The organism is Sphingomonas sp. Leaf23, assembly GCF_001421585.1.
Lineage (GTDB): Bacteria > Pseudomonadota > Alphaproteobacteria > Sphingomonadales > Sphingomonadaceae > Sphingomonas.
In genome coordinates, this window is sequence record NZ_LMKR01000001.1 from 510,949 (window position 1) to 527,455 (window position 16,507).

Annotated in this window: 32 protein-coding genes; 26 read left to right on the plus strand and 6 right to left on the minus strand. The window is 62.8% G+C overall.

Annotated elements, in window-relative coordinates; all coding sequences use genetic code 11:
* Position 1: 1 nt before the first annotated feature.
* From ASE67_RS02490 to ASE67_RS02510, 5 genes are all read right to left on the minus strand, one after another.
* Positions 2-352, minus strand: coding sequence for a hypothetical protein (locus tag ASE67_RS02490; protein ID WP_156348471.1), 351 nt, complete (start codon positions 350-352; stop codon positions 2-4).
* On the minus strand, positions 349-672 hold the full coding sequence (locus tag ASE67_RS02495; protein ID WP_055756443.1) for a hypothetical protein: 324 nt from the start codon (positions 670-672) through the stop codon (positions 349-351). Before ASE67_RS02495 ends, ASE67_RS02490 begins: the two co-directional genes overlap by 4 nt.
* The gene (locus tag ASE67_RS02500) at positions 669-893 is read right to left on the minus strand and encodes a hypothetical protein (RefSeq protein WP_055756445.1); all 225 of its coding nucleotides are present in this window, start codon (positions 891-893) and stop codon (positions 669-671) included. Before ASE67_RS02500 ends, ASE67_RS02495 begins: the two co-directional genes overlap by 4 nt.
* 110 nt (positions 894-1,003) lie before the next feature.
* The gene (locus tag ASE67_RS02505) at positions 1,004-1,279 is read right to left on the minus strand and encodes a hypothetical protein (RefSeq protein WP_055756447.1); all 276 of its coding nucleotides are present in this window, start codon (positions 1,277-1,279) and stop codon (positions 1,004-1,006) included.
* The gene (locus ASE67_RS02510; RefSeq protein ID WP_156348472.1) at positions 1,272-1,622 is read right to left on the minus strand and encodes a hypothetical protein; all 351 of its coding nucleotides are present in this window, start codon (positions 1,620-1,622) and stop codon (positions 1,272-1,274) included. Before ASE67_RS02510 ends, ASE67_RS02505 begins: the two co-directional genes overlap by 8 nt.
* A gap of 94 nt (positions 1,623-1,716) precedes the next feature.
* Here ASE67_RS02510 and ASE67_RS02515 point away from each other — a divergent pair, with 94 nt between their 5' ends.
* Together ASE67_RS02515 and ASE67_RS02520 are read left to right on the plus strand one after the other, a co-directional pair.
* Positions 1,717-1,950, plus strand: a complete 234-nt coding sequence (locus ASE67_RS02515; protein ID WP_156348473.1) for a helix-turn-helix domain-containing protein — start codon at positions 1,717-1,719, stop codon at positions 1,948-1,950.
* A complete protein-coding gene (locus tag ASE67_RS02520) occupies positions 1,947-2,174 on the plus strand; it encodes a hypothetical protein (RefSeq protein WP_055756453.1) in 228 nt (75 codons plus the stop codon). The genes ASE67_RS02515 and ASE67_RS02520 overlap by 4 nt, the downstream gene beginning before the upstream one ends.
* Before the next feature lie 67 nt (positions 2,175-2,241).
* On the opposite strand, the gene ASE67_RS02525 is transcribed toward ASE67_RS02520, so the two are convergent.
* Positions 2,242-2,508, minus strand: coding sequence for a hypothetical protein (locus tag ASE67_RS02525; RefSeq protein ID WP_055756455.1), 267 nt, complete (start codon positions 2,506-2,508; stop codon positions 2,242-2,244).
* A gap of 320 nt (positions 2,509-2,828) precedes the next feature.
* Here ASE67_RS02525 and ASE67_RS18050 point away from each other — a divergent pair, with 320 nt between their 5' ends.
* From ASE67_RS18050 to ASE67_RS02620, 24 genes are all read left to right on the plus strand, one after another.
* Positions 2,829-2,984, plus strand: coding sequence for a hypothetical protein (locus ASE67_RS18050; RefSeq protein WP_156348474.1), 156 nt, complete (start codon positions 2,829-2,831; stop codon positions 2,982-2,984).
* The gene (locus tag ASE67_RS02530; protein WP_055756457.1) at positions 2,981-3,433 is read left to right on the plus strand and encodes a hypothetical protein; all 453 of its coding nucleotides are present in this window, start codon (positions 2,981-2,983) and stop codon (positions 3,431-3,433) included. Before ASE67_RS18050 ends, ASE67_RS02530 begins: the two co-directional genes overlap by 4 nt.
* Positions 3,430-3,648, plus strand: a complete 219-nt coding sequence (locus ASE67_RS02535) for a hypothetical protein (RefSeq protein ID WP_055756459.1) — start codon at positions 3,430-3,432, stop codon at positions 3,646-3,648. The genes ASE67_RS02530 and ASE67_RS02535 overlap by 4 nt, the downstream gene beginning before the upstream one ends.
* The gene (locus tag ASE67_RS02540; RefSeq protein WP_055756461.1) at positions 3,645-4,178 is read left to right on the plus strand and encodes a hypothetical protein; all 534 of its coding nucleotides are present in this window, start codon (positions 3,645-3,647) and stop codon (positions 4,176-4,178) included. Before ASE67_RS02535 ends, ASE67_RS02540 begins: the two co-directional genes overlap by 4 nt.
* Complete coding sequence (locus ASE67_RS02545) at positions 4,178-4,369, plus strand: hypothetical protein (RefSeq protein WP_055756463.1); 192 nt, start codon at positions 4,178-4,180, stop codon at positions 4,367-4,369. Before ASE67_RS02540 ends, ASE67_RS02545 begins: the two co-directional genes overlap by 1 nt.
* Positions 4,366-4,788, plus strand: coding sequence for a hypothetical protein (locus tag ASE67_RS02550; protein ID WP_055756465.1), 423 nt, complete (start codon positions 4,366-4,368; stop codon positions 4,786-4,788). The genes ASE67_RS02545 and ASE67_RS02550 overlap by 4 nt, the downstream gene beginning before the upstream one ends.
* A complete protein-coding gene (locus tag ASE67_RS02555; protein WP_055756466.1) occupies positions 4,785-4,967 on the plus strand; it encodes a hypothetical protein in 183 nt (60 codons plus the stop codon). The genes ASE67_RS02550 and ASE67_RS02555 overlap by 4 nt, the downstream gene beginning before the upstream one ends.
* Before the next feature lie 2 nt (positions 4,968-4,969).
* Positions 4,970-6,979: an AAA family ATPase gene (locus tag ASE67_RS02560; RefSeq protein WP_055756469.1), complete on the plus strand. Its 2,010-nt coding sequence runs from the start codon at positions 4,970-4,972 to the stop codon at positions 6,977-6,979.
* 218 nt (positions 6,980-7,197) lie between these two features.
* Complete coding sequence (locus tag ASE67_RS18055; RefSeq protein ID WP_156348475.1) at positions 7,198-7,365, plus strand: hypothetical protein; 168 nt, start codon at positions 7,198-7,200, stop codon at positions 7,363-7,365.
* Positions 7,366-7,367: 2 nt separating this feature from the next.
* Entirely contained in the window at positions 7,368-7,859 is a 492-nt protein-coding gene (ssb, locus tag ASE67_RS02565) for a single-stranded DNA-binding protein (protein WP_055756471.1), read from the plus strand.
* A complete protein-coding gene (locus ASE67_RS17635) occupies positions 7,859-8,278 on the plus strand; it encodes an HNH endonuclease signature motif containing protein (RefSeq protein ID WP_082456896.1) in 420 nt (139 codons plus the stop codon). The genes ssb and ASE67_RS17635 overlap by 1 nt, the downstream gene beginning before the upstream one ends.
* Positions 8,278-8,415 carry a hypothetical protein gene (locus tag ASE67_RS18060; protein ID WP_156348476.1) on the plus strand — a complete coding sequence of 46 codons (138 nt, stop codon included), beginning with the start codon at positions 8,278-8,280 and terminating at the stop codon, positions 8,413-8,415. The genes ASE67_RS17635 and ASE67_RS18060 overlap by 1 nt, the downstream gene beginning before the upstream one ends.
* A gap of 1 nt (position 8,416) precedes the next feature.
* Entirely contained in the window at positions 8,417-8,971 is a 555-nt protein-coding gene (locus ASE67_RS02570; RefSeq protein WP_055756473.1) for a hypothetical protein, read from the plus strand.
* Positions 8,968-9,315, plus strand: coding sequence for a hypothetical protein (locus ASE67_RS02575; RefSeq protein ID WP_055756475.1), 348 nt, complete (start codon positions 8,968-8,970; stop codon positions 9,313-9,315). Before ASE67_RS02570 ends, ASE67_RS02575 begins: the two co-directional genes overlap by 4 nt.
* 151 nt (positions 9,316-9,466) lie before the next feature.
* The gene (locus ASE67_RS18825; RefSeq protein WP_055756477.1) at positions 9,467-9,733 is read left to right on the plus strand and encodes an HNH endonuclease signature motif containing protein; all 267 of its coding nucleotides are present in this window, start codon (positions 9,467-9,469) and stop codon (positions 9,731-9,733) included.
* A gap of 90 nt (positions 9,734-9,823) precedes the next feature.
* A complete protein-coding gene (locus ASE67_RS18065; RefSeq protein WP_156348477.1) occupies positions 9,824-10,201 on the plus strand; it encodes a hypothetical protein in 378 nt (125 codons plus the stop codon).
* Positions 10,161-12,035 carry a terminase large subunit gene (locus ASE67_RS02590; protein WP_082456897.1) on the plus strand — a complete coding sequence of 625 codons (1,875 nt, stop codon included), beginning with the start codon at positions 10,161-10,163 and terminating at the stop codon, positions 12,033-12,035. Before ASE67_RS18065 ends, ASE67_RS02590 begins: the two co-directional genes overlap by 41 nt.
* Positions 12,035-13,252: a phage portal protein gene (locus ASE67_RS02595; protein WP_082456898.1), complete on the plus strand. Its 1,218-nt coding sequence runs from the start codon at positions 12,035-12,037 to the stop codon at positions 13,250-13,252. Before ASE67_RS02590 ends, ASE67_RS02595 begins: the two co-directional genes overlap by 1 nt.
* Positions 13,249-13,443 (plus strand): hypothetical protein, encoded by a 195-nt coding sequence (locus tag ASE67_RS18070; RefSeq protein WP_156348478.1) that lies wholly within the window; start codon positions 13,249-13,251, stop codon positions 13,441-13,443. The genes ASE67_RS02595 and ASE67_RS18070 overlap by 4 nt, the downstream gene beginning before the upstream one ends.
* Positions 13,444-13,447: 4 nt before the next feature.
* A complete protein-coding gene (locus ASE67_RS02600) occupies positions 13,448-14,065 on the plus strand; it encodes an HK97 family phage prohead protease (RefSeq protein WP_055756483.1) in 618 nt (205 codons plus the stop codon).
* A 26-nt stretch (positions 14,066-14,091) separates the two neighbouring features.
* Positions 14,092-15,402 (plus strand): phage major capsid protein, encoded by a 1,311-nt coding sequence (locus ASE67_RS02605; protein WP_055756485.1) that lies wholly within the window; start codon positions 14,092-14,094, stop codon positions 15,400-15,402.
* A 45-nt stretch (positions 15,403-15,447) separates the two neighbouring features.
* The gene (locus ASE67_RS02610) at positions 15,448-15,726 is read left to right on the plus strand and encodes a hypothetical protein (protein ID WP_055756488.1); all 279 of its coding nucleotides are present in this window, start codon (positions 15,448-15,450) and stop codon (positions 15,724-15,726) included.
* Entirely contained in the window at positions 15,723-16,190 is a 468-nt protein-coding gene (locus ASE67_RS02615) for a head-tail connector protein (protein ID WP_055756490.1), read from the plus strand. Before ASE67_RS02610 ends, ASE67_RS02615 begins: the two co-directional genes overlap by 4 nt.
* Positions 16,187-16,507 carry a phage head closure protein gene (locus ASE67_RS02620; protein ID WP_055756492.1) on the plus strand — a complete coding sequence of 107 codons (321 nt, stop codon included), beginning with the start codon at positions 16,187-16,189 and terminating at the stop codon, positions 16,505-16,507. Before ASE67_RS02615 ends, ASE67_RS02620 begins: the two co-directional genes overlap by 4 nt.

Consider the following 16,507-nt stretch of genomic DNA (forward strand, 5'->3'; position numbering starts at 1 on the left):
CTCAATCCTCCTTGTCTGCGTCACGGGCGGTGCTACGGCGCTCACCAGCGGCGATTGCGTGCATGTGGTCGACCGATGCCGCGACGGGGCAGGCCAGCACGCGCTTGACGGCACGGTCCCATTCCTCGCGGGCGGTGATGCCGTCGAACATGCGCATCGCTTCATCGAAGCGCGCTTCCTTCGACAGGCCGCTGTAGGTCGTACTGACGGGCACACGGACGATCGGACGCGGGCCACGCTGCTGCGCGACGATCATCATTGCCTGAGCCTGCGTCAGCTTGCCTGCACGCGCGTCTCGGTCGTCGGCGGCTTCGCATAGGGCAGGGGTGATGCGGAACGCTGGGGCGTTCATGGCTGCTCACCTCGCGCTAGCGAAAGCGCTCGCCGTTCTACCGGAGACGCAGACCCCTCGTTGATTGCCTTTGCGATGCGCTGGTAAAGGATGGTCCGCATGTCTGACGGGAGCCGCCTTCCGTCGCAGAGTGACAGGGCGGCAAGCATCGCCTGATCTGCACGTGCGCGCTGGCTGTTGAGTTCTGACATGGCGATGACCACGCCACTGGTGACGGCCTCCGTTAGGCGGCGATGATCGTCAGGATGCTTGACAAGCCATCCCATGATCGCAGCGCACAGATATTCGAGGTCCGCCGCCCCGCCATCCGCCGGGGTCATGCGGACACCTGTGCGGCAAGGTAATCGCGACATGCAGCCACGACGTCTGCGCGCGAGTCCCAGTCGCGCCCGTTCATGTAGTAGCCGGCGACAAGCCAGCCTTCGCCGGGCATCGAGAAAATCGTCACGTCGGCAGGCGGGATCAGCACCCAGTCGCCGTCGATGTCCTGTTCAAGCTCGTAGCCAACGGGCAGGCCGTCGCTATTCTGGGGAACACCCACTTGTCGTCTCCCACATCCCGCCGAAGCGGTGCCGCGGTGTGCGGCTGATGGGAGATGGTTCGCACATTACGAACCTAAGGGCAAGCGGTTTGTTCGCTAATTACGAACTTTTATTTTTCGCCGAGTGTCATCACCCAAACGAGTAGGCAAGCGCAGACGATCGAAAGCACCGAAAACTGCTGCGAAAGGATCCAGTTTATCGCGCGATCAAAGCCGATCCAGTCAGTTTGCACGACGCCGAACAGCCATTCACCGGTCCACGCTGGCCACTCGCCATAGCGCAGCCATTGATATGCTTGCAGGGCGGTTAGGACGATCGGGGCGACCAAAAGCGCAAGGAACGTCCAGACAGCGACGCCATATAGCGCAGTAGTCTTCTCACCCATCGGTGCCGGTTCGTTCCACGTTGGGTTTCATGTCAATGGATTTATCAACTGCCGGCACAGACTTAGCGACAAGCGCGGCGGTATCGCGGAACGACCGCAAAGCCATGGCACGCTCCGGCGGGATCAGTAGTTCGAACGGCTCGACGTGCAACGCAACCGCCGCCGTTTCCAATATCTCCGGATTGAAGTTCTGCTTGCCGTTATAAAGCTGGTTCATGGTGGCCTTCGACCAACCGGTCAGCTCCATCATGCGCGCCTGTGCGCCACGCTGGTTCAAGCCAACCGCGTCCATCCACTCGACCAGATACCAGGGCGCACCCTTGGGAAGACCTCGACGTGCCATGTTCGCATAATACGTCCGTTTCGGTTTCACGTCGGCTCGCACAGTGCGAACTTTAGCGCTTGTCTGAATGTTCGTAATGTGCGAACAAGATGGCATGACAAGCACCCCCGGCACCATGGAACTGGCAGGCAAGGCGGGCATCGCTAAATCCTACGCCAGCGAAATCATTAACGGCAAACGGTCGCCTTCGCGCCCGCTGGCGATCCACATAATGCGGGCGATTGGTTGGCGGCATCCGTCGATTGACGGTCTGACCGATGAGCAGATCAAGACGCTGGAAGCGATTGAGCCGTACCAGCCCCGTCGCCGTGCGCAGGTGTCGGCATGAAGTGTCGATTTGATCTGCGGTTCTGGGTTCTGCTGGCTGCAATTCTCATTGGACTGATGTTGTTCTTCAGCTTGCTGATGGTCGGCATTCGCATTGCGACGCAGGCGCTCGGCTTCACGGTTTACGCGCAAGGTGTCGCGATCGGTATGGCAAGCTGCGTCCTGCCGTACCTGTTCTGTCACTACGTGTTCGGCGGCGACAAGCCGTCTGAAGGGGATGCGTAAGATGGCAACCGTCACGCACCCCCTTCGTATCGCGATCGAGCAAGCATGGCTGGATGCGGCGTTAGCCTCAGCCCGGTCGGTATTTGATGTGCTTGTTCCCAGCGGTGGATTTCCGCAGGCTCTCGTTCCAGATTTTCCGGACTTCATCGGTGACGTGAGCGCCAGCGGCTTTCGTGATCTCCGCCTTGAAGCCAGCAATCTGCTCGGGCGTGAAACGGTCGACATGACCGCACTCGGGACATGCGAAGTCGTCTTCCATCCCAGTGATCGGTACGTCGAATTTGTGACCGCAGTCGCCCGTGACCGGGATGTGTCCTGTGACTTGGACCTCCATGGGTGGCCTATCCTTTCGTCGGTGTGTTGCAGCACGACGATAGCGGACGGGGAGGGTGGCGCAACCGCTCTCCCCGAAAGCACCACTCCCTCCCCCCGTCGCGAACGCGGGGCGGATCGGTGAGCCGCGTCGTACCAGACTGCCCGTATTGTCGAGATACGGGCGTCCTGCATCGTGTCGTCGGGCACGACCACGGCAGGATCATTTTTGCGCCTGAACCGTGCGCGCATGTGTGGACGCCCCGCACGCCAGACCAGTCGGACCTCTTTGAGTCGACCGCCCAGCGCCCGCCCCACACCCCACACAGCGAGGTACAGTAGATGACCGTCCTCCTTAACATCGCGCTGGCATTCGGCATTGCCGTCGTCGCGCTCAGCATCTTCGGCTGCGCTTGCTCGCTGGTCCGGCGCGTCCGGCTTGCGATCGAATTGCGTAATTTGCGTAATCATGTCGACGGATCGGATACGGTAGCATGAGCGGCGCGTCTGTCCAAAAGCGCCCCGCTGGCAAGTCGCAGGTGTCCGATGCGTTTGCGTCCGGGCTGTCGCGCGCTGTCACCGCTGCTGGTGGCAAGGGTGCCTGTGCCGATCGCCTGGAGGTCGAGCCGAAAACACTCGGCCGCTGGATGGCCGGTGACACGATGCCCGAGCTGCATCTAGCAGCGGGCGCGCTCGCGATCGACAAGACCGCGCTGAACGACGTGCTGGCGATCTACGGCCTGACCGCCACGCCGAAGGTCGCAGATGCTGCCAACGACATGGCACTGGTCGGCGCGCTGTCGAACAGCGTGACGGAATTTCTGCGGTTGATAGCGGATGGCAAGCGCTGCCACATTGATACCGCGGTGCTGGCGACGCTGTTCCGGCCGCTGATCCCCCAGATGCAGTCGATTGTCGACGAGCATGACAAGCGGGTGGCAGCATGAGCCTCACCCGTCAGCAACAGCGCATCGTCGACTTCCTCACCAGTCGCGGTGCTGCATGGACGCGCGCCAAGGACATTGCCGTCGCCGTCAGCAAGCGTTCGAGCCGGCACGGCATCTATGTCCAGATCGGCCATATGCGTCGCAAGGGCGTCGCGATCGACACCCACCCGCATGCCTATCGCAGCGAAGGCTATCGCCTGGGCGGTGTGGCATGACCGGCTGCTTGGACTGCGGCACCGCGCTCGGTCGGCGCAATGTGTCGGGCCGCTGTCGCACCTGCACCATCAAGCGCGTCAATGCCTGTCCGGCGACGGCGGAAAAGCGCAAGGCTGGCATTCATGCCAAGCTGGCGCGCGATCCAGACTATCGGGCTGCACTCGTCAGAAGGGCCGTCACCCTGCATGAGAAGCTGACCCCGGAGCAGCAGGAAGCCCGCCGGCTGCATGGCATCCGCCAGCGCGTTACTGTGCTGTCCCGCCCCGACGTGCAGGCCCGCACGCATTCGCCTGAAGCGCGTGCGAAACGCGGGCGATCGGCATCCGCGACGTGGCTTAGCTGGTGCCCCGCTGACCGGCGCGAGGAATATCGGCGCCTAATTCGGTCGAAGCGGATTCCTGCCGCCGAAGCGCGAGCAATTATCGAGGCGGAAGTCGCCGGCACGCCTGCCGCAGCACGGCGCGAGGTGGCGACGCACCAGCTGCAAATGCGACTGCGCCATGAGCGCGATCTGGCGAGCCGGTACTGATGCGTGTCGACCGCTACGCCCGCGTCCCGAAGGCCCGCACGCGCGAGGACAAGCGCCTCGACGTGGTGCGCTACCTCAACATGGGGCGGCCGCACATGATCGCCAAGGAGACGGTCGAGACGATCGCCGAGCGCTATGACGTGACGGTCGACGTTGCCCGCGCCGAGATGCGCAAGGCCGGCCTGCTGTGAGCGCGTGGGCCGCCCTTGCTTGCGATGCAGCGCCCAAGCCGCTGTTCCCGGTCGAGCCGAAGGACAAGGCGCGCGATAGCGAGGCTACGCGGCAGTCTGGGTTCCGCAAACTGCTGCGCTACCAAGGCCCGTCTGTCACGTCGTGGGGCGTGCCGAACGCTGGCAAGCGTGGGCTGAAGGCGCAGGCGCAGTCGAAGCGCGAAGGGCTGACCGCTGGTGTGTTCGACGAGCACTATGCCTGGAACCACGGCATTGCCTTCCTCGAATGGAAGGACGGCAAGGGCGACCTGAGCGACAATCAAATTGAGTGGGGCAACGCTATGCTCGAGCGCGGCTTTCGCGTCGCCTGCGTTCGGACGCCGGAGTTCGCGTTGTCGCTGTTCCTCGAATGGGGCGCACCCGTCCGGGGGCTGCAATGAAGCTCGTCCCGCCCGCCTTCACGATCCCCGCGCATCTGGCCGCGCTGCAATCTCTCGTCGATCGCTGCCGGGATGCCGAAGCCCGCAAGGCGCTGATCGTCGCGGCGGGCGCTGCCGAGTGCATCTCGCGTGACGACGCCTTCCTGATGATCACCGCTAACCAGCTAGAGACGGCATGAGCATGGCGATAGATTTCGATGCGATCCGCCGCGACTATCCGCTGGAAACGGTGGTCGCCAAGGTCGTGCAGCTGCGCCGGTCGGGTGCGAACAAGGTCGCGTGCTGCCCTTTCCACGCCGACAAGACGCCCTCGCTGGTCCTCTACAAAGACCAGACCTACCATTGCTTCGGATGCGGCGCGCATGGTGACGTGCTCGACTTCGTGGCTGGCACGCAGCGCACCAGCATTTCGGGTGCAATCCGCTATCTGACCGGCGGCAACGCACCGGTGCTCGACGAGATCGATCAACAGCGCCGCGCACAGGAAATGCGCCAGCGTGAGGCGGCTCAGGCCAAGCACGCGCAGGACGCTGTGCAGGGTGCCCGGAGCCGCTGGCAGCGCGCGTTGCCTGTCGACGGTACGGATAACGCCTATCTGACCCGCAAGAACGTCGCGCCATATGGCTGCCGGCGGGAAGGCGACAATCTGCTGGTGCCGATCTTCGACGAGCAGGGGTTGATCGCCTCCGTTCAGTCGATCCCGCCCGAGGCTGGCGGCAAGAAGCTGTTTCATGCCGGCGCCCCGGTGAAGGGCGGCACGTTCACGATCGGCGATGCCAAGGACGGCCCGGTCGTGATCGCGGAGGGCTTCGCGACCGGCGCGACCGTGCAGATGGCAACCGGTCATCTTGTCGTGATCGGCTTCAGCAAGGGCGCGTTGAAGCGCACCGCCGAACTGGCAGCCAAGCGCTACCCGGGGCGCGCGATCGTCATCGCAGCCGATGTGAATGGCGTCGACGAGGCACAGGCGGCGTCGGATGCGGTTGGTGGCCGTGTAGCGCTGCCGGACCTGCAAGGCGCGGACGGCACCGACTTCAACGACCAGGCCGGGCATTACGGGCTGGATGATGTGGCAGCTGTGTTTGCCGAGCGCAGCCCGCTTCCCCTTGCGGTTCTGTCGCCAGCGGATTGGCATGGCAAAAAGCCCCCTGAGCGCGAATGGAAAGTGGAGGGCCTTGTCCCGAACCACCAAGCCACGCTGCTGACCGGCGCGGGCGCGGCGGGCAAGTCGCTGGTGTCTCAGTTGCTCTGCACCTGTGCGGGGATGGGCGTCGATTTCCTCGGCATCCGCGTCGACCGCTGCCCGACCCTCTACATCACGTGCGAAGATGACAACGACGAGCTGCATCGTCGCCAGCAGGCAATCTGCGACGGCTTGGAAATGTCGCTCAGCGCTACGCGCGGGCATGTCCATCTGCTCAGCCTCTACGGCGAGATGGGCAACGAGCTTTGCACCTTCGACGAAAAGCGCACGCTGGTAACGGCTAAGCGCTACCGCGAAATTGTTCAGACCGCGATCGCCTTGGGCGTCCGGCTGATCGTGCTGGATAACACCAGCCACATGTTCACCGGCAACGAGAACGCCCGTTCCGAGGTCGCCGCCTTCGTCAATCTCGCTAACGCCATGGCGCGCGATATCGACGGTGCGGTCATCATCGTGGGCTTTCCCAACAAGGCCGGCGACTCCTACTCGGGATCGACCGCGTGGGAAAACCAGGTGCGATCGCGCCTGTTCCTTGAAACCCCGAAGAACGAGGATGGCGTGGTCACCGACCCCGACTATCGCGTCCTTCGCAACGAGAAAGCCAACTACGCTCGCAAGGGCACCGAGATTGGTTTCATGTGGAAAAACGGCACGTTCGTCCTCCCGCCAAAGGCAGAGGGCGGCGCTCCCGTGGGCCACCAATTCAGCGATCAACATGCCTGGTACGCACTCACCGAAATCGATCGGCGGTGGCGGGAAGGGAATCCCTTCAGCGCGTCGCACATCGCATCGGAACGCTTCATCGGCACGTGGCTCCAGCAGCGGTTCAAGATGAGCCGCGCTGCCGCCTCGGCGCAGTTGAAGGCGTGGGGAGCGGCCGAAATCATCGTGAGCGAACAGCGCAATTCGAACAGCAAAATGATGGGTCTGCGGGTCAAAAAATGGCCCGATCAGCCTTGCGGAAGTAGTGCGGAAGTAAACCGCTGATTTTGCTAACCCATTGAAATTGCTTGCGGAAGTAGTGCGGAAGTAGGTTGCGGAAGTAGTGCGGAAGTAGGTTTGGCCATTTCGCTAAGTGGCTGATTCAATTGCGGAAGTAGCTGCGGAAGTAGCGGCGAAACTGCGGAGGTTAAATAGCTAGGTACTACGTACCTACCCGGCCCCGCCTTCTGGGGCGGCGGGCCGGGAAATTAGGGAGACGACGAATGATGAAATTGCAGACCAAGGAAGGACCGGTCTGGGTCAACCCCGATCACATCATCAGCCTACGGGATGAAGGCTCGTTCGTGACGATCACGACCATCTTCGGCGGGACGATCTACGTCACCGAAAATAAGGCTGAGCGGATCGCCAACCTGATCAACGGAGGCTGAAAATGGCAGGCAGCGTGAACAAGGTAATCCTCGTCGGCAATCTCGGCCGGGACCCCGAAAGCAAATCGTTCCAGAATGGCGGCAAGGTCGTGAACCTCCGCATCGCCACGTCGGAAAACTGGAAGGACAAGCAGTCCGGTGAGCGTAAGGAAAAGACCGAGTGGCATTCGGTCGCGATCTTCAACGAAGGCCTCGCCAACGTCGCCGAGCGGTTTCTGCGTAAAGGTTCGAAGGTCTATATCGAGGGCCAGTTGCAGACGCGGAAGTGGCAGGACCAGCAGGGCCAGGACAAGTACAGCACTGAGATCGTGTTGCAGGGCTTCAATAGCGTTCTGACGATGTTGGATGGACCGGGCAACGATAGCGGACAGCAGCGCGGCTCGACGCAGCGGGAGGCCAGCAGTCATCAGTCGGCCGGCAAGAGCAACCAGGGCGGCGGCTTCGGCGGCAATAGCTTCGGAGGTGACGACCTTTCGGACGAGGTTCCTTTTTGATGCCGGCGGTATGGAAGCCGGTGCCTAGCCTGCCGGGCGTGATGGTCAGCGACGTGGGGCAAATCCTATTGCCTCCTCGTTCGGCACCGCTGCCAAACGGCGGCTACCGGACATACATTCCTGAGCCAACATTTGGTTGCGTACGTCGTGCCAAGAAAGGCGCAGCTCACGAATATCTCGGCATTTCCAACCGGATATTCGGCAACATCAAGGTTCATCGCGCGGTTTGCGAGGCGTTCCATGGTCTACCACCCTCGGAGAGTTCAGTGGTTCTGCATCTGGATGAAAATGCCCTGAACAATCGGCCTGATAACCTCCGCTGGGGCACGCAGCGCGAGAACATGAATGCTCCGGGGCACAAGGCCTATTGCGCGTCCGTTTGTAAGCGGAAGATGCAAGGTGGGAGGGTTTCGGCCTGATGTCGCCGCTTACCCGGTTCATCGTCGACATGCTGGCCGGGAAGCTGCCCTCGCGCGACCCAGCCGCACTGGCCCAAGGTTACGGCATCCGCGCGGATCACGCCCGCGACTATCTCAACGCATGGAGGAATAGGTGACATGGGCAAAGCGATGAAGAAGAAGCCGCGTCCGGTGCGTGTGCCTTGCCCGAGCGGCGAGGATGCGACACCGCAGCGTCTGGCGCATGGTGATCATGAACTGTCGGCCGGGATCATTGACCGGGCAGGCGAGCGGACCCCGTTGGTGCGCAAGTTCCGGTCGTCGCATCTGGACCGGCTGCACAAGTCCCATGCGATCGATCAGGCGCAGTGGTTCGCTGGGAACTGGTATCGCGAGCAATATGCGCGTGGTGCCACTGTGATGCGGGTCGTGGCGTCCTATGGCGAGCATACGGGCGCAGGGACGCATCCTGGGGACTTCGGGTATGGGCTGCCGCGTCAGGAGGCGCAGGTGCGGGCGAGGGAGCGGTGGCGGCGTGCGCGTGACGAGATGCCGATGACCGAATGGGGCTTCATGGATCGGTTCTTGCTGCACGACGACCTACCTCGCTACAAAGGCGCGACGTTCATGCGCAGCATGGCGCAGATCAGGCGGAATCTCGACGTGCTGGTGCAGCATCTGAAGGTATCTCACATGGCGCAGGAGCGGGCATGAGGATCGTCGATCGAGCCACATTTCTCGCAATGCCCGCCGGCACCTTATTCGCGAAAGCCGACACCCCGAACTGCTACGGCTTTGGGCCACTGACCTTGAAGGGTGAGACAACCGGCAACGACTTCTACGAGCAACGGCTGATCGGGGATGTCGAGGGCGCGGACGACAGCGAACGATGGATACAGGCTTACGATGCGATGGTTGCTGGCGAGGCCAAGGCAATCGACCTAGACATTGAGGGCAGGGACGGGCTGTTCGACGACGACCAGCTATTCGCGGTGTTTGATAGGTCGGACCATATCAATCTCATCAAACGACTGATCGACGCTCTTGACCAAGGGTAACGATTCAGCTACGCAAAGCGACAAGATCAAGAGCTGCGCCCGAAAGGTCGCGGCTCTTTTCGCATCCGGCCTAGCCGGCCCCGCCGATCATCCGACGCGACACAGCAGCAAGCGTTAGCAGAGCGGTCGGCACTGTTCGCGCGGGGGAACGATGGCGGCACGCTTACGAGGCAGGGCAGGGGCTGCCCAGCGCAAGCGTCGCCTGACCGCTGAACCTACGTGCCGCATCTGCCGAAGCAAGGGCATCATCGTCGCGGCGACGCGGGTGGATCACATCGTCGCGCTGGTGAATGGCGGCACCGACGACGACAGCAACGCCCAGAGCCTCTGTGAGCCCTGCCACGACGCGAAGACGAGGGTGGACCTAGGGCAGAGGCAGCAGGTCGCCATCGGCCTCGACGGGTGGCCCCTGCCCTGACCGGGGGGGTGTTGAGAAGTCTGGGGCCTTTCGGGCTGGACACCGACGGCAAACCTAAATTCACGCGCTGCCACTTGAGAGTTCAACCACATGGCCCACCCACGAACGCCAGCGGCGAAGGCTAAGGCGACCGGGGCGGATCAGCTTCACCCAGGGCGCCACAAAGGCCGCAGCGAGCCGAAATCGTCTGCGCTTGGCAAGCCCTCGCCGTTCCTCGACCTGAGCGGTCAGCAGGCATGGGAAGGGTTTCGCCGCGAGCTGCCGTGGCTGATGGAATCGGATCGCGCGCTGGTCGAAATCGCGTCGAGCGTGCGCGGCAGGCTGTTGGCTGGCGAGGACGTGGGCGTGACTGCCCTCTCAATGCTCCAGTCGATCCTGAGCAAGCTGGGCGGGTCGCCGGCCGATCGCAGTAAGGTGGCGTTGCCTGATGACGAAAAGGAGCGCGACGAGTTTTTCGGCGATAGCTGACCGGGCTACGCAATACGCGCGCGACGTGCTGGCGGGGAAGTTTGTCGCTGGTCCGCATGTTCGTAATGCCTGTCGTCGCCACCTTGACGATCTGGAGCGCGGTCATGAGCGCGGTCTGTGGTATTCGGTCGAGAAGGCGGATCGGGTCATCCGCTTCTACGAGCAGAAGTTGCGGCTGAACGGCGGGCAGTTCGAGGGCAAGCCGTTCCTCCTGCACCCGAGCCAAGCCTTCAAGTTGGGCAGCCTCTTCGGATGGCAGCGGGCTGATGGCACGCGGCGCTTCCGGCGGGCTTACATCGAAGAGGGCAAGGGTAACGGTAAGTCGCCGTTCGCTGGTGGTATCGGCCTGTACGGCATGATGGCGGACGACGAGCCGGGCGCGGAGATTTACGCGGTCGCGGCGCATCGAGATCAGGCGAAAATCCTGTTCAACGACGCTGTGTCGATGATGGAGCAGTCGCCGGACCTGTCATCGCGGATCACGCCAAGCGGCGGGCCGGGTCGGGTCTATAACATGGCTTGGTTGCCGAAGGGGTCGTTTTTCCGCCCCCTGAGCAAATCGGCGGGGAAGTCCGGATCGGGGCTTAGGCCCCATATCGGCCTTGCCGACGAGCTGCACGAGCACCCGAACCGCGACGCGGTGGAGATGATCGAGCGCGGCTTCAAGTTTCGCCGGCAGCCGCTGCTGCTGATGATTACGAACAGCGGCACCGACCGCCAGTCGATCTGCTATGAGGAACACGAACACGCGGTAAAGGTCGCGGCGGGCACGCTGACACCGGGCGATACCTTCGCCTATGTCGGCGAGCCGATCGACGACACGACATTTTCCTTCGTGTGCAGCCTTGATCCCGGCGATGACCCGCTTGAGGACCCGACGTGCTGGGCCAAGGCGAACCCGCTGCTGGGCACGATCCTGACCGAAGAGTATCTGGCTGGCGTGGTGGCGCAGGCGAAGGCGCTACCGGGCAAGCTGAATAACATCCTCCGGTTGCATTTCTGCGTTTGGACCGAGGCTGACACGGCATGGATGAGCCGTGAGGTTCTTGAACCATGCCTTGCCGACTTCGACCCGGTGATCCACCACGGCAAACGGATCGCGCAAGGCATCGACCTTTCGCAGAGCCGCGACATTACGGCTAAGGCGAGTGTCGTCGAAACGGGCAGCATTCCGGTCGAAGTCGAGGTCGACGGACAGCGTGTTGCGGTCAACAAACCGACGTATGATGCATGGATCGAGGCGTGGACGCCGGGAGACACGATCAAGGCGCGGTCGGATCGCGACAAGGCACCCTACGAGGTCTGGGCACGCGAGGGCTATCTGAACGCGCCCAAGGGCCAGAGCATCCGCTTTGACCATGTGGCGCAGTCACTGGCTGACGATGACCGGGATTTCGACGTCGGCATGGTCGGCTACGACCGCTACGCGTTCCGCCGGTTCGAAGAGGAAGTGCAGAAGCTCGGGCTGAGTATCAATTTCGTCGAGCATCCCCAAGGCGGCACCAAAAAGGGCAAGCCGACTGCGGACATGAAAGATGCCGCTGAGGCCGAAGGTCGCGAGCCTGAGGGCCTGTGGATGCCAGGATCGCTGCGCGCTTTGGAAGAAGCGCTGTTGGAGGGCCGGATAAGGCTGCGGCGCAACCCGGTGCTGATTTCGGCGATGATGACGGCGGTTACTGACGAGGATCGCTGGGAAAACCGCTGGCTGGCGAAAGAGCGCGCAGCGGGCAAGATCGACGCCGCCGTGGCGTTGGCGATGGCGTTGGGGGTGGCTATGGCAATGCCGAAGACCACTGGCGTCGACGACTGGCTTGCCAGTCTCAGGGCCGCGTAATGGGGTTCTGGTCGAACACCTTCGCCTTTCTTGGGTGGCCTGTCGGCGCGCAGGATGGCGACAACGTGCGCACGGGCACGATCACCACTGAGCGCGCGAGCGACACTGGTACAGCGAACGCGCAGGCCGCTACCGGGCTGGCGTCGACTTGGGCTTGTGTCTCTTTCTGGGCAGGCAATATCGCCGGTTTGCCGCTGACGATTTACCGGCCGGGACCGATGGGTGTACCGATCGAGGATCGCGACCACCCCCTGTTCTGGCTGTTGCGCAGCCCAAATTACGACCAGTCCGCTTTTGACTTTTGGGAGTACATGGTCGCGGCGATCGAGCTTCGCGGCAATGCCTACGCGGAGATTATCAAACGCGCAGACGGGGCGGTGGTGGCGCTCTCACCTATCCCGCCGCATCTGGTTACTGTTACCCGCCAGCGCGACGGTAGCTTGCGTTACGTGTGGGAGGCGGATGGCACCCGGCATGACGAGCCGCAAGAAAAGGTGCTGCATATTCGGGGCTTCGGCGGTGGGCCGCTAGGCGGTGTATCGCCGCTTGATGCTTGCCGCGGCACGTTTTCGTCAGCCCTTTCGGCTGAAAACGCGGCGCGGGCTACGTTCAGCAACGGGGCGCGACCTTCTGGCACGCTCTCAACTGATAAGCCGTTAAAGCCGGAGCAGCGGCTCGAAGCAGAGCGGTTGTTACAGGAAAAATTCGTAGGTGCTGTCAACGCCGGTCGGCCGATGCTGCTGGACAACGGGCTAACATGGCAGTCTCTCTCGATTACGCCAGAAGCCGCGCAGATGCTCGAAAGCCGCCAGTTCTCGCTGGAGGAAATCTGCCGTGTCTTTGAAGTCGATCCCCACTTGGTCGGCCATACGGCAGGCAACAGCTTTCTTGGCAGCAGCATCGCAAACCAGACGCTATCCCTGCTGAAGTTCAAGATGCGTAAGCGTCTCAAGCGCATCGAAGGCGCGCTGGAAAAGCAGTTGCTTACGCAAAACGAACGCAAGGCGGGCGTGTCGATCGAGTTCAACGTCGAAGCGTTTCTGCGCGCCGACAGCCAAGGTCGGGCCACATACTACCAGATCATGAAGCAGTTCATGACGCGCAACGAAATTCGCGCTCTGGAGGGGCTGGCTCCTGTCGAAGGCGGCGATACGATTATGGTCCAAATGCAAGACGTATCCCTGACGCAGAACGGCACACCGGAGAAGGCTCAATGACCGATGATCGCATGACCCCGGAAGAGCGTATTGCCGCGCACCGTGCTCGGATGAATGTCGCCGGGGCAGTACCAATGACGGCTGAAGAAATTCTGACCGGCCAATCGCAGGGCGGCGTGCCACGCCCGGCCTTCCTCAAGGATCACGACGACGACGGCACGGTCGACGCGATCGACCCCGGAGAAAGGTGAGGCTATGGACGAGCTGGACTTCGTACTCGACGCCAAATCGATCGATAGCGACGGTAATATCGAAGGGCTGGCGATCGGGTATGGAGACGTGGACCATGGCGGCGATGTGGTCGTGCGTGGCGCGGTCGATCTAGAGGAGCGCAAAAGCCTCCCGATGCTCATGCACCACGACCGCAAGCGGCCAGTCGGTGTCTGGACAGATTTCGACGACCGCCTCGAGGGTCTGCACGTCAAGGGCCGATTCTCCACTTCGGCGGCTGGGCGCGAAGCGCGCGATGACGTTCGTGCCGGCATCATTACCGGCCTATCGATGGGGTTCATCACCAAGGAGCGCCGGTTCGAGGGCAAGTCCCGCCACCTGCTAAAGCTCGGGCTGCATGAAATTTCGCTCGTGACGGTGCCGATGAACAACCGGACCCGGATCACCGGGTTCAAGGACATTCTGGGCGCCGGTGACATGCCGACCGTCCGCGATCTTGAGGACTTCCTGCGGGACGCCGGATTTTCTCGGACCAAGGCAGCGGCAATGGCCGCTGCCTGCACGCCGCATCTTCGGGGGGAACCCGAGGCGAAGGCGATCGACCCAGCCCTGGCCTTCTGGTCCGCAATGGCGGTTGGCTGACCCAACCTTTTCCGAAGGAACTACCGATGCGAAAGCACACCCTGTTCGCGGGGGCTGTGGCCCTGTGCGCGATGACCGCTGCCGAACGCGCCAAGGGGCGCTATATGCGCTCGCCCGATGGGCACGGCGGCGGCAAGACCGCCGAGCAACTGGCGACCGAGGCAAAGGCCGCGTTCGACAAGAAGCACGACGAGGTGAAGCAGATTGCCGAGAAGGCGCTTGCTGAAGCCGAGCGTGGCATTCCCATGTCGACGACCGCCAAGGAACTGGCCGATCAGGCGCTGACCGGCATGAACGAGGCCAAGTCGCGGCTCGACGAGCTAGAACAGAAGATGGCGCGGCGCGGCGGTGCGGGCGGCGATGCGGAAACCAAGTCGATCGGGCAGCAGTACATCGACAGCGATGCCTACAAGGCGGCTTTCGGTAGCGGCGCTCGTCAGGGCCAGAATGTCGGCATCGAGGTCAAGGCGATTACGTCGCTGACGACCGACGCAAACGGTTCGGCGGGCGATCTGGTGCGCCCGGAACGTGTGCAGTCGCCGATGATGAACCTGCCCGACCGGCAGTTGACCATCCGCAACCTGATCGCGCCCGGCCAGACCAGCTCGTCGTCGATCGAATACGTTCAGGAGACCGGGTTCACCAACAACGCCGGCATGGTCGCGGAAGGCACGCTGAAGCCGGAATCGACCCTGAAGTACGACCTGAAGAACGCGCCGGTTCGCAAGATCGCGCACTGGTTCTTGGCCTCGGCTGAAATTCTGTCGGACGCTCCGGGCCTGCGGTCAATGATCGACAACCGCCTGCGCTACGGCCTCGCGTTCGTCGAGGATGTGCAGCTGCTCAAGGGCGATGGCACCGGGCAGAATCTGGCGGGCATCAAGCCGCAGGCGGCGGATTACGCCGTGCCAGCTGGCCTCACCGGCTTCGCTGCGCCTTCGATGATCGACAAACTGCGTATCGCGCAGTTGCAGGTAGCTCTGGCACTTTACCCTGCCGATGGTCAGGTGCTGCACCCGATCGACTGGGCCATCATCGAAATGATGAAGGATGGCGAGGGCCGGTATCTCATTGGCAACCCCCAGGGCACGCTGTCGCCGACACTGTGGGGCCTGCCGGTCGTGCCGTCGATGGCGCAGACGGTGGGCGAATTCACCGTTGGCGCCTGGCGGATGGGCGCGCAGCTGTTCGACCGCGAACAGTCGGGTGTGCTCGTCTCGACTGAGGACGGTGATAATTTTCGGCGCAATATGGTGACCGTGCTCGCGGAGGAGCGGCTTGCCCTCACCGTGTATCGCCCGGAAGCCTTCGTTGACGGTGCGTTCGCCAACGCATGACCTGTCGGGGGCGTGTAATGCGCCCCCGCAACCGGGAGGCCCCGCATGGCCGACAAGAAAACCTACACCGTCCATCGCGCAATGCATGGCGACGGTCGTGATTACGCACGCGGCGACACCCGTGAAATGACCGAAGCGGATGCAGCATCGCTCGTCACAACCGGCGCGCTATCGCTGGAAGGCGATGAGCCGAAAGCGGCCGCGCCTGCTATCGAGCACACTTTTGGCCAGAAGCCGAGCAGTGTGAACGACGGCGGCTACACCAGCGCCAGCGGCGGCGCTGTCAAGCCGGCCTCAAAGCCCGCGAACAAGGGCGCAAAATGACCCCCCTGACCCTCGACCTGCTGAAGGACTGGCTGCGCGTCACGTCGAATGACGAGGATGTGCTGCTGGGCGTCGCGCTGCGCGCGGCGGTTCGGCATATCGAGGGTCAGACCGGTGTGCTTTTCACCCGCCGCGAAGTCACGCAGCCGCTTTATAACGGCCGGCTGCTGTATGGCCCCGATCGCGGGACTGTCACGGTCGCATGGACCGGTGACGGTGTGGCGCAGACCGAGGCCGGCGTCGTGATCGGCGACACGCTGACCAATACCATCTACCCCGGCGCTACTGCCACCTATGAAGCGGGCTATTCCGACCCGGAGGACGTGCCTGAGGACCTGCTGGTAGCCGCGCTGCTGCTGGCAGGGAATTGGGACGCGAACCGGGAGGCGACCGCCGGCAATCTGGCACCTCTGCCGTTCGGCGTTGAATCGCTGATCGGCAATTATCGCCCGGTGCTGGTGTGAGCGCAGGCCCACGCGATCGGCGTATCTCGATCGAGCGCAGGACGGTCACCTCCGACGATTACGGCGGCGAGGTCGAGACGTGGACCCAGATCGTCCAGCCTTGGGCCAAGATTACCTACGGGACCGGACAGGAACGGCGGGTCGCAGCGCAGGAAAGCGCGACGCTGACCGCCACCTTCCGCATCCGTGAAGATAGCATTGCGGCGACGATCACGCCGCTAGACCGCATCCTTTTTGATGGCGCGACCTGGGACATTGCCAGCAGCGTGCCGTATCGCCGCGAAGCCCGCGACCTGACCGCCACCCGGCAAGCATAG

Bases quoted from the DNA above. Each gene is read 5' to 3' on its own strand.
- ASE67_RS02520 (WP_055756453.1), top strand. From the start codon at position 1,947: ATGAAGTGTCGATTTGATCTGCGGTTCTGGGTTCTGCTGGCTGCAATT.
- ASE67_RS02615 (WP_055756490.1), top strand. From the start codon at position 15,723: ATGACCCCCCTGACCCTCGACCTGCTGAAGGACTGGCTGCGCGTCACG.
- ASE67_RS18065 (WP_156348477.1), top strand. From the start codon at position 9,824: ATGGCCCACCCACGAACGCCAGCGGCGAAGGCTAAGGCGACCGGGGCG.
- ASE67_RS18055 (WP_156348475.1), top strand. From the start codon at position 7,198: ATGATGAAATTGCAGACCAAGGAAGGACCGGTCTGGGTCAACCCCGAT.
- ASE67_RS17635 (WP_082456896.1), top strand. From the start codon at position 7,859: ATGCCGGCGGTATGGAAGCCGGTGCCTAGCCTGCCGGGCGTGATGGTC.
- ASE67_RS02545 (WP_055756463.1), top strand. From the start codon at position 4,178: ATGCGTGTCGACCGCTACGCCCGCGTCCCGAAGGCCCGCACGCGCGAG.
- ASE67_RS18050 (WP_156348474.1), top strand. From the start codon at position 2,829: ATGACCGTCCTCCTTAACATCGCGCTGGCATTCGGCATTGCCGTCGTC.
- ASE67_RS02605 (WP_055756485.1), top strand. From the start codon at position 14,092: ATGCGAAAGCACACCCTGTTCGCGGGGGCTGTGGCCCTGTGCGCGATG.
- ASE67_RS18060 (WP_156348476.1), top strand. From the start codon at position 8,278: ATGTCGCCGCTTACCCGGTTCATCGTCGACATGCTGGCCGGGAAGCTG.
- ASE67_RS02530 (WP_055756457.1), top strand. From the start codon at position 2,981: ATGAGCGGCGCGTCTGTCCAAAAGCGCCCCGCTGGCAAGTCGCAGGTG.
- ASE67_RS02535 (WP_055756459.1), top strand. From the start codon at position 3,430: ATGAGCCTCACCCGTCAGCAACAGCGCATCGTCGACTTCCTCACCAGT.
- ASE67_RS02540 (WP_055756461.1), top strand. From the start codon at position 3,645: ATGACCGGCTGCTTGGACTGCGGCACCGCGCTCGGTCGGCGCAATGTG.
- ASE67_RS02590 (WP_082456897.1), top strand. From the start codon at position 10,161: ATGACGAAAAGGAGCGCGACGAGTTTTTCGGCGATAGCTGACCGGGCT.
- ASE67_RS02510 (WP_156348472.1), bottom strand. From the start codon at position 1,622: ATGGCACGTCGAGGTCTTCCCAAGGGTGCGCCCTGGTATCTGGTCGAG.
- ASE67_RS18070 (WP_156348478.1), top strand. From the start codon at position 13,249: ATGACCGATGATCGCATGACCCCGGAAGAGCGTATTGCCGCGCACCGT.
- ASE67_RS02560 (WP_055756469.1), top strand. From the start codon at position 4,970: ATGGCGATAGATTTCGATGCGATCCGCCGCGACTATCCGCTGGAAACG.
- ASE67_RS02525 (WP_055756455.1), bottom strand. From the start codon at position 2,508: ATGGAGGTCCAAGTCACAGGACACATCCCGGTCACGGGCGACTGCGGT.
- ASE67_RS18825 (WP_055756477.1), top strand. From the start codon at position 9,467: ATGGCGGCACGCTTACGAGGCAGGGCAGGGGCTGCCCAGCGCAAGCGT.
- ASE67_RS02575 (WP_055756475.1), top strand. From the start codon at position 8,968: ATGAGGATCGTCGATCGAGCCACATTTCTCGCAATGCCCGCCGGCACC.
- ASE67_RS02505 (WP_055756447.1), bottom strand. From the start codon at position 1,279: ATGGGTGAGAAGACTACTGCGCTATATGGCGTCGCTGTCTGGACGTTC.
- ASE67_RS02570 (WP_055756473.1), top strand. From the start codon at position 8,417: ATGGGCAAAGCGATGAAGAAGAAGCCGCGTCCGGTGCGTGTGCCTTGC.
- ASE67_RS02555 (WP_055756466.1), top strand. From the start codon at position 4,785: ATGAAGCTCGTCCCGCCCGCCTTCACGATCCCCGCGCATCTGGCCGCG.
- ssb (WP_055756471.1), top strand. From the start codon at position 7,368: ATGGCAGGCAGCGTGAACAAGGTAATCCTCGTCGGCAATCTCGGCCGG.
- ASE67_RS02495 (WP_055756443.1), bottom strand. From the start codon at position 672: ATGACCCCGGCGGATGGCGGGGCGGCGGACCTCGAATATCTGTGCGCT.
- ASE67_RS02490 (WP_156348471.1), bottom strand. From the start codon at position 352: ATGAACGCCCCAGCGTTCCGCATCACCCCTGCCCTATGCGAAGCCGCC.
- ASE67_RS02595 (WP_082456898.1), top strand. From the start codon at position 12,035: ATGGGGTTCTGGTCGAACACCTTCGCCTTTCTTGGGTGGCCTGTCGGC.
- ASE67_RS02600 (WP_055756483.1), top strand. From the start codon at position 13,448: ATGGACGAGCTGGACTTCGTACTCGACGCCAAATCGATCGATAGCGAC.
- ASE67_RS02515 (WP_156348473.1), top strand. From the start codon at position 1,717: ATGACAAGCACCCCCGGCACCATGGAACTGGCAGGCAAGGCGGGCATC.
- ASE67_RS02610 (WP_055756488.1), top strand. From the start codon at position 15,448: ATGGCCGACAAGAAAACCTACACCGTCCATCGCGCAATGCATGGCGAC.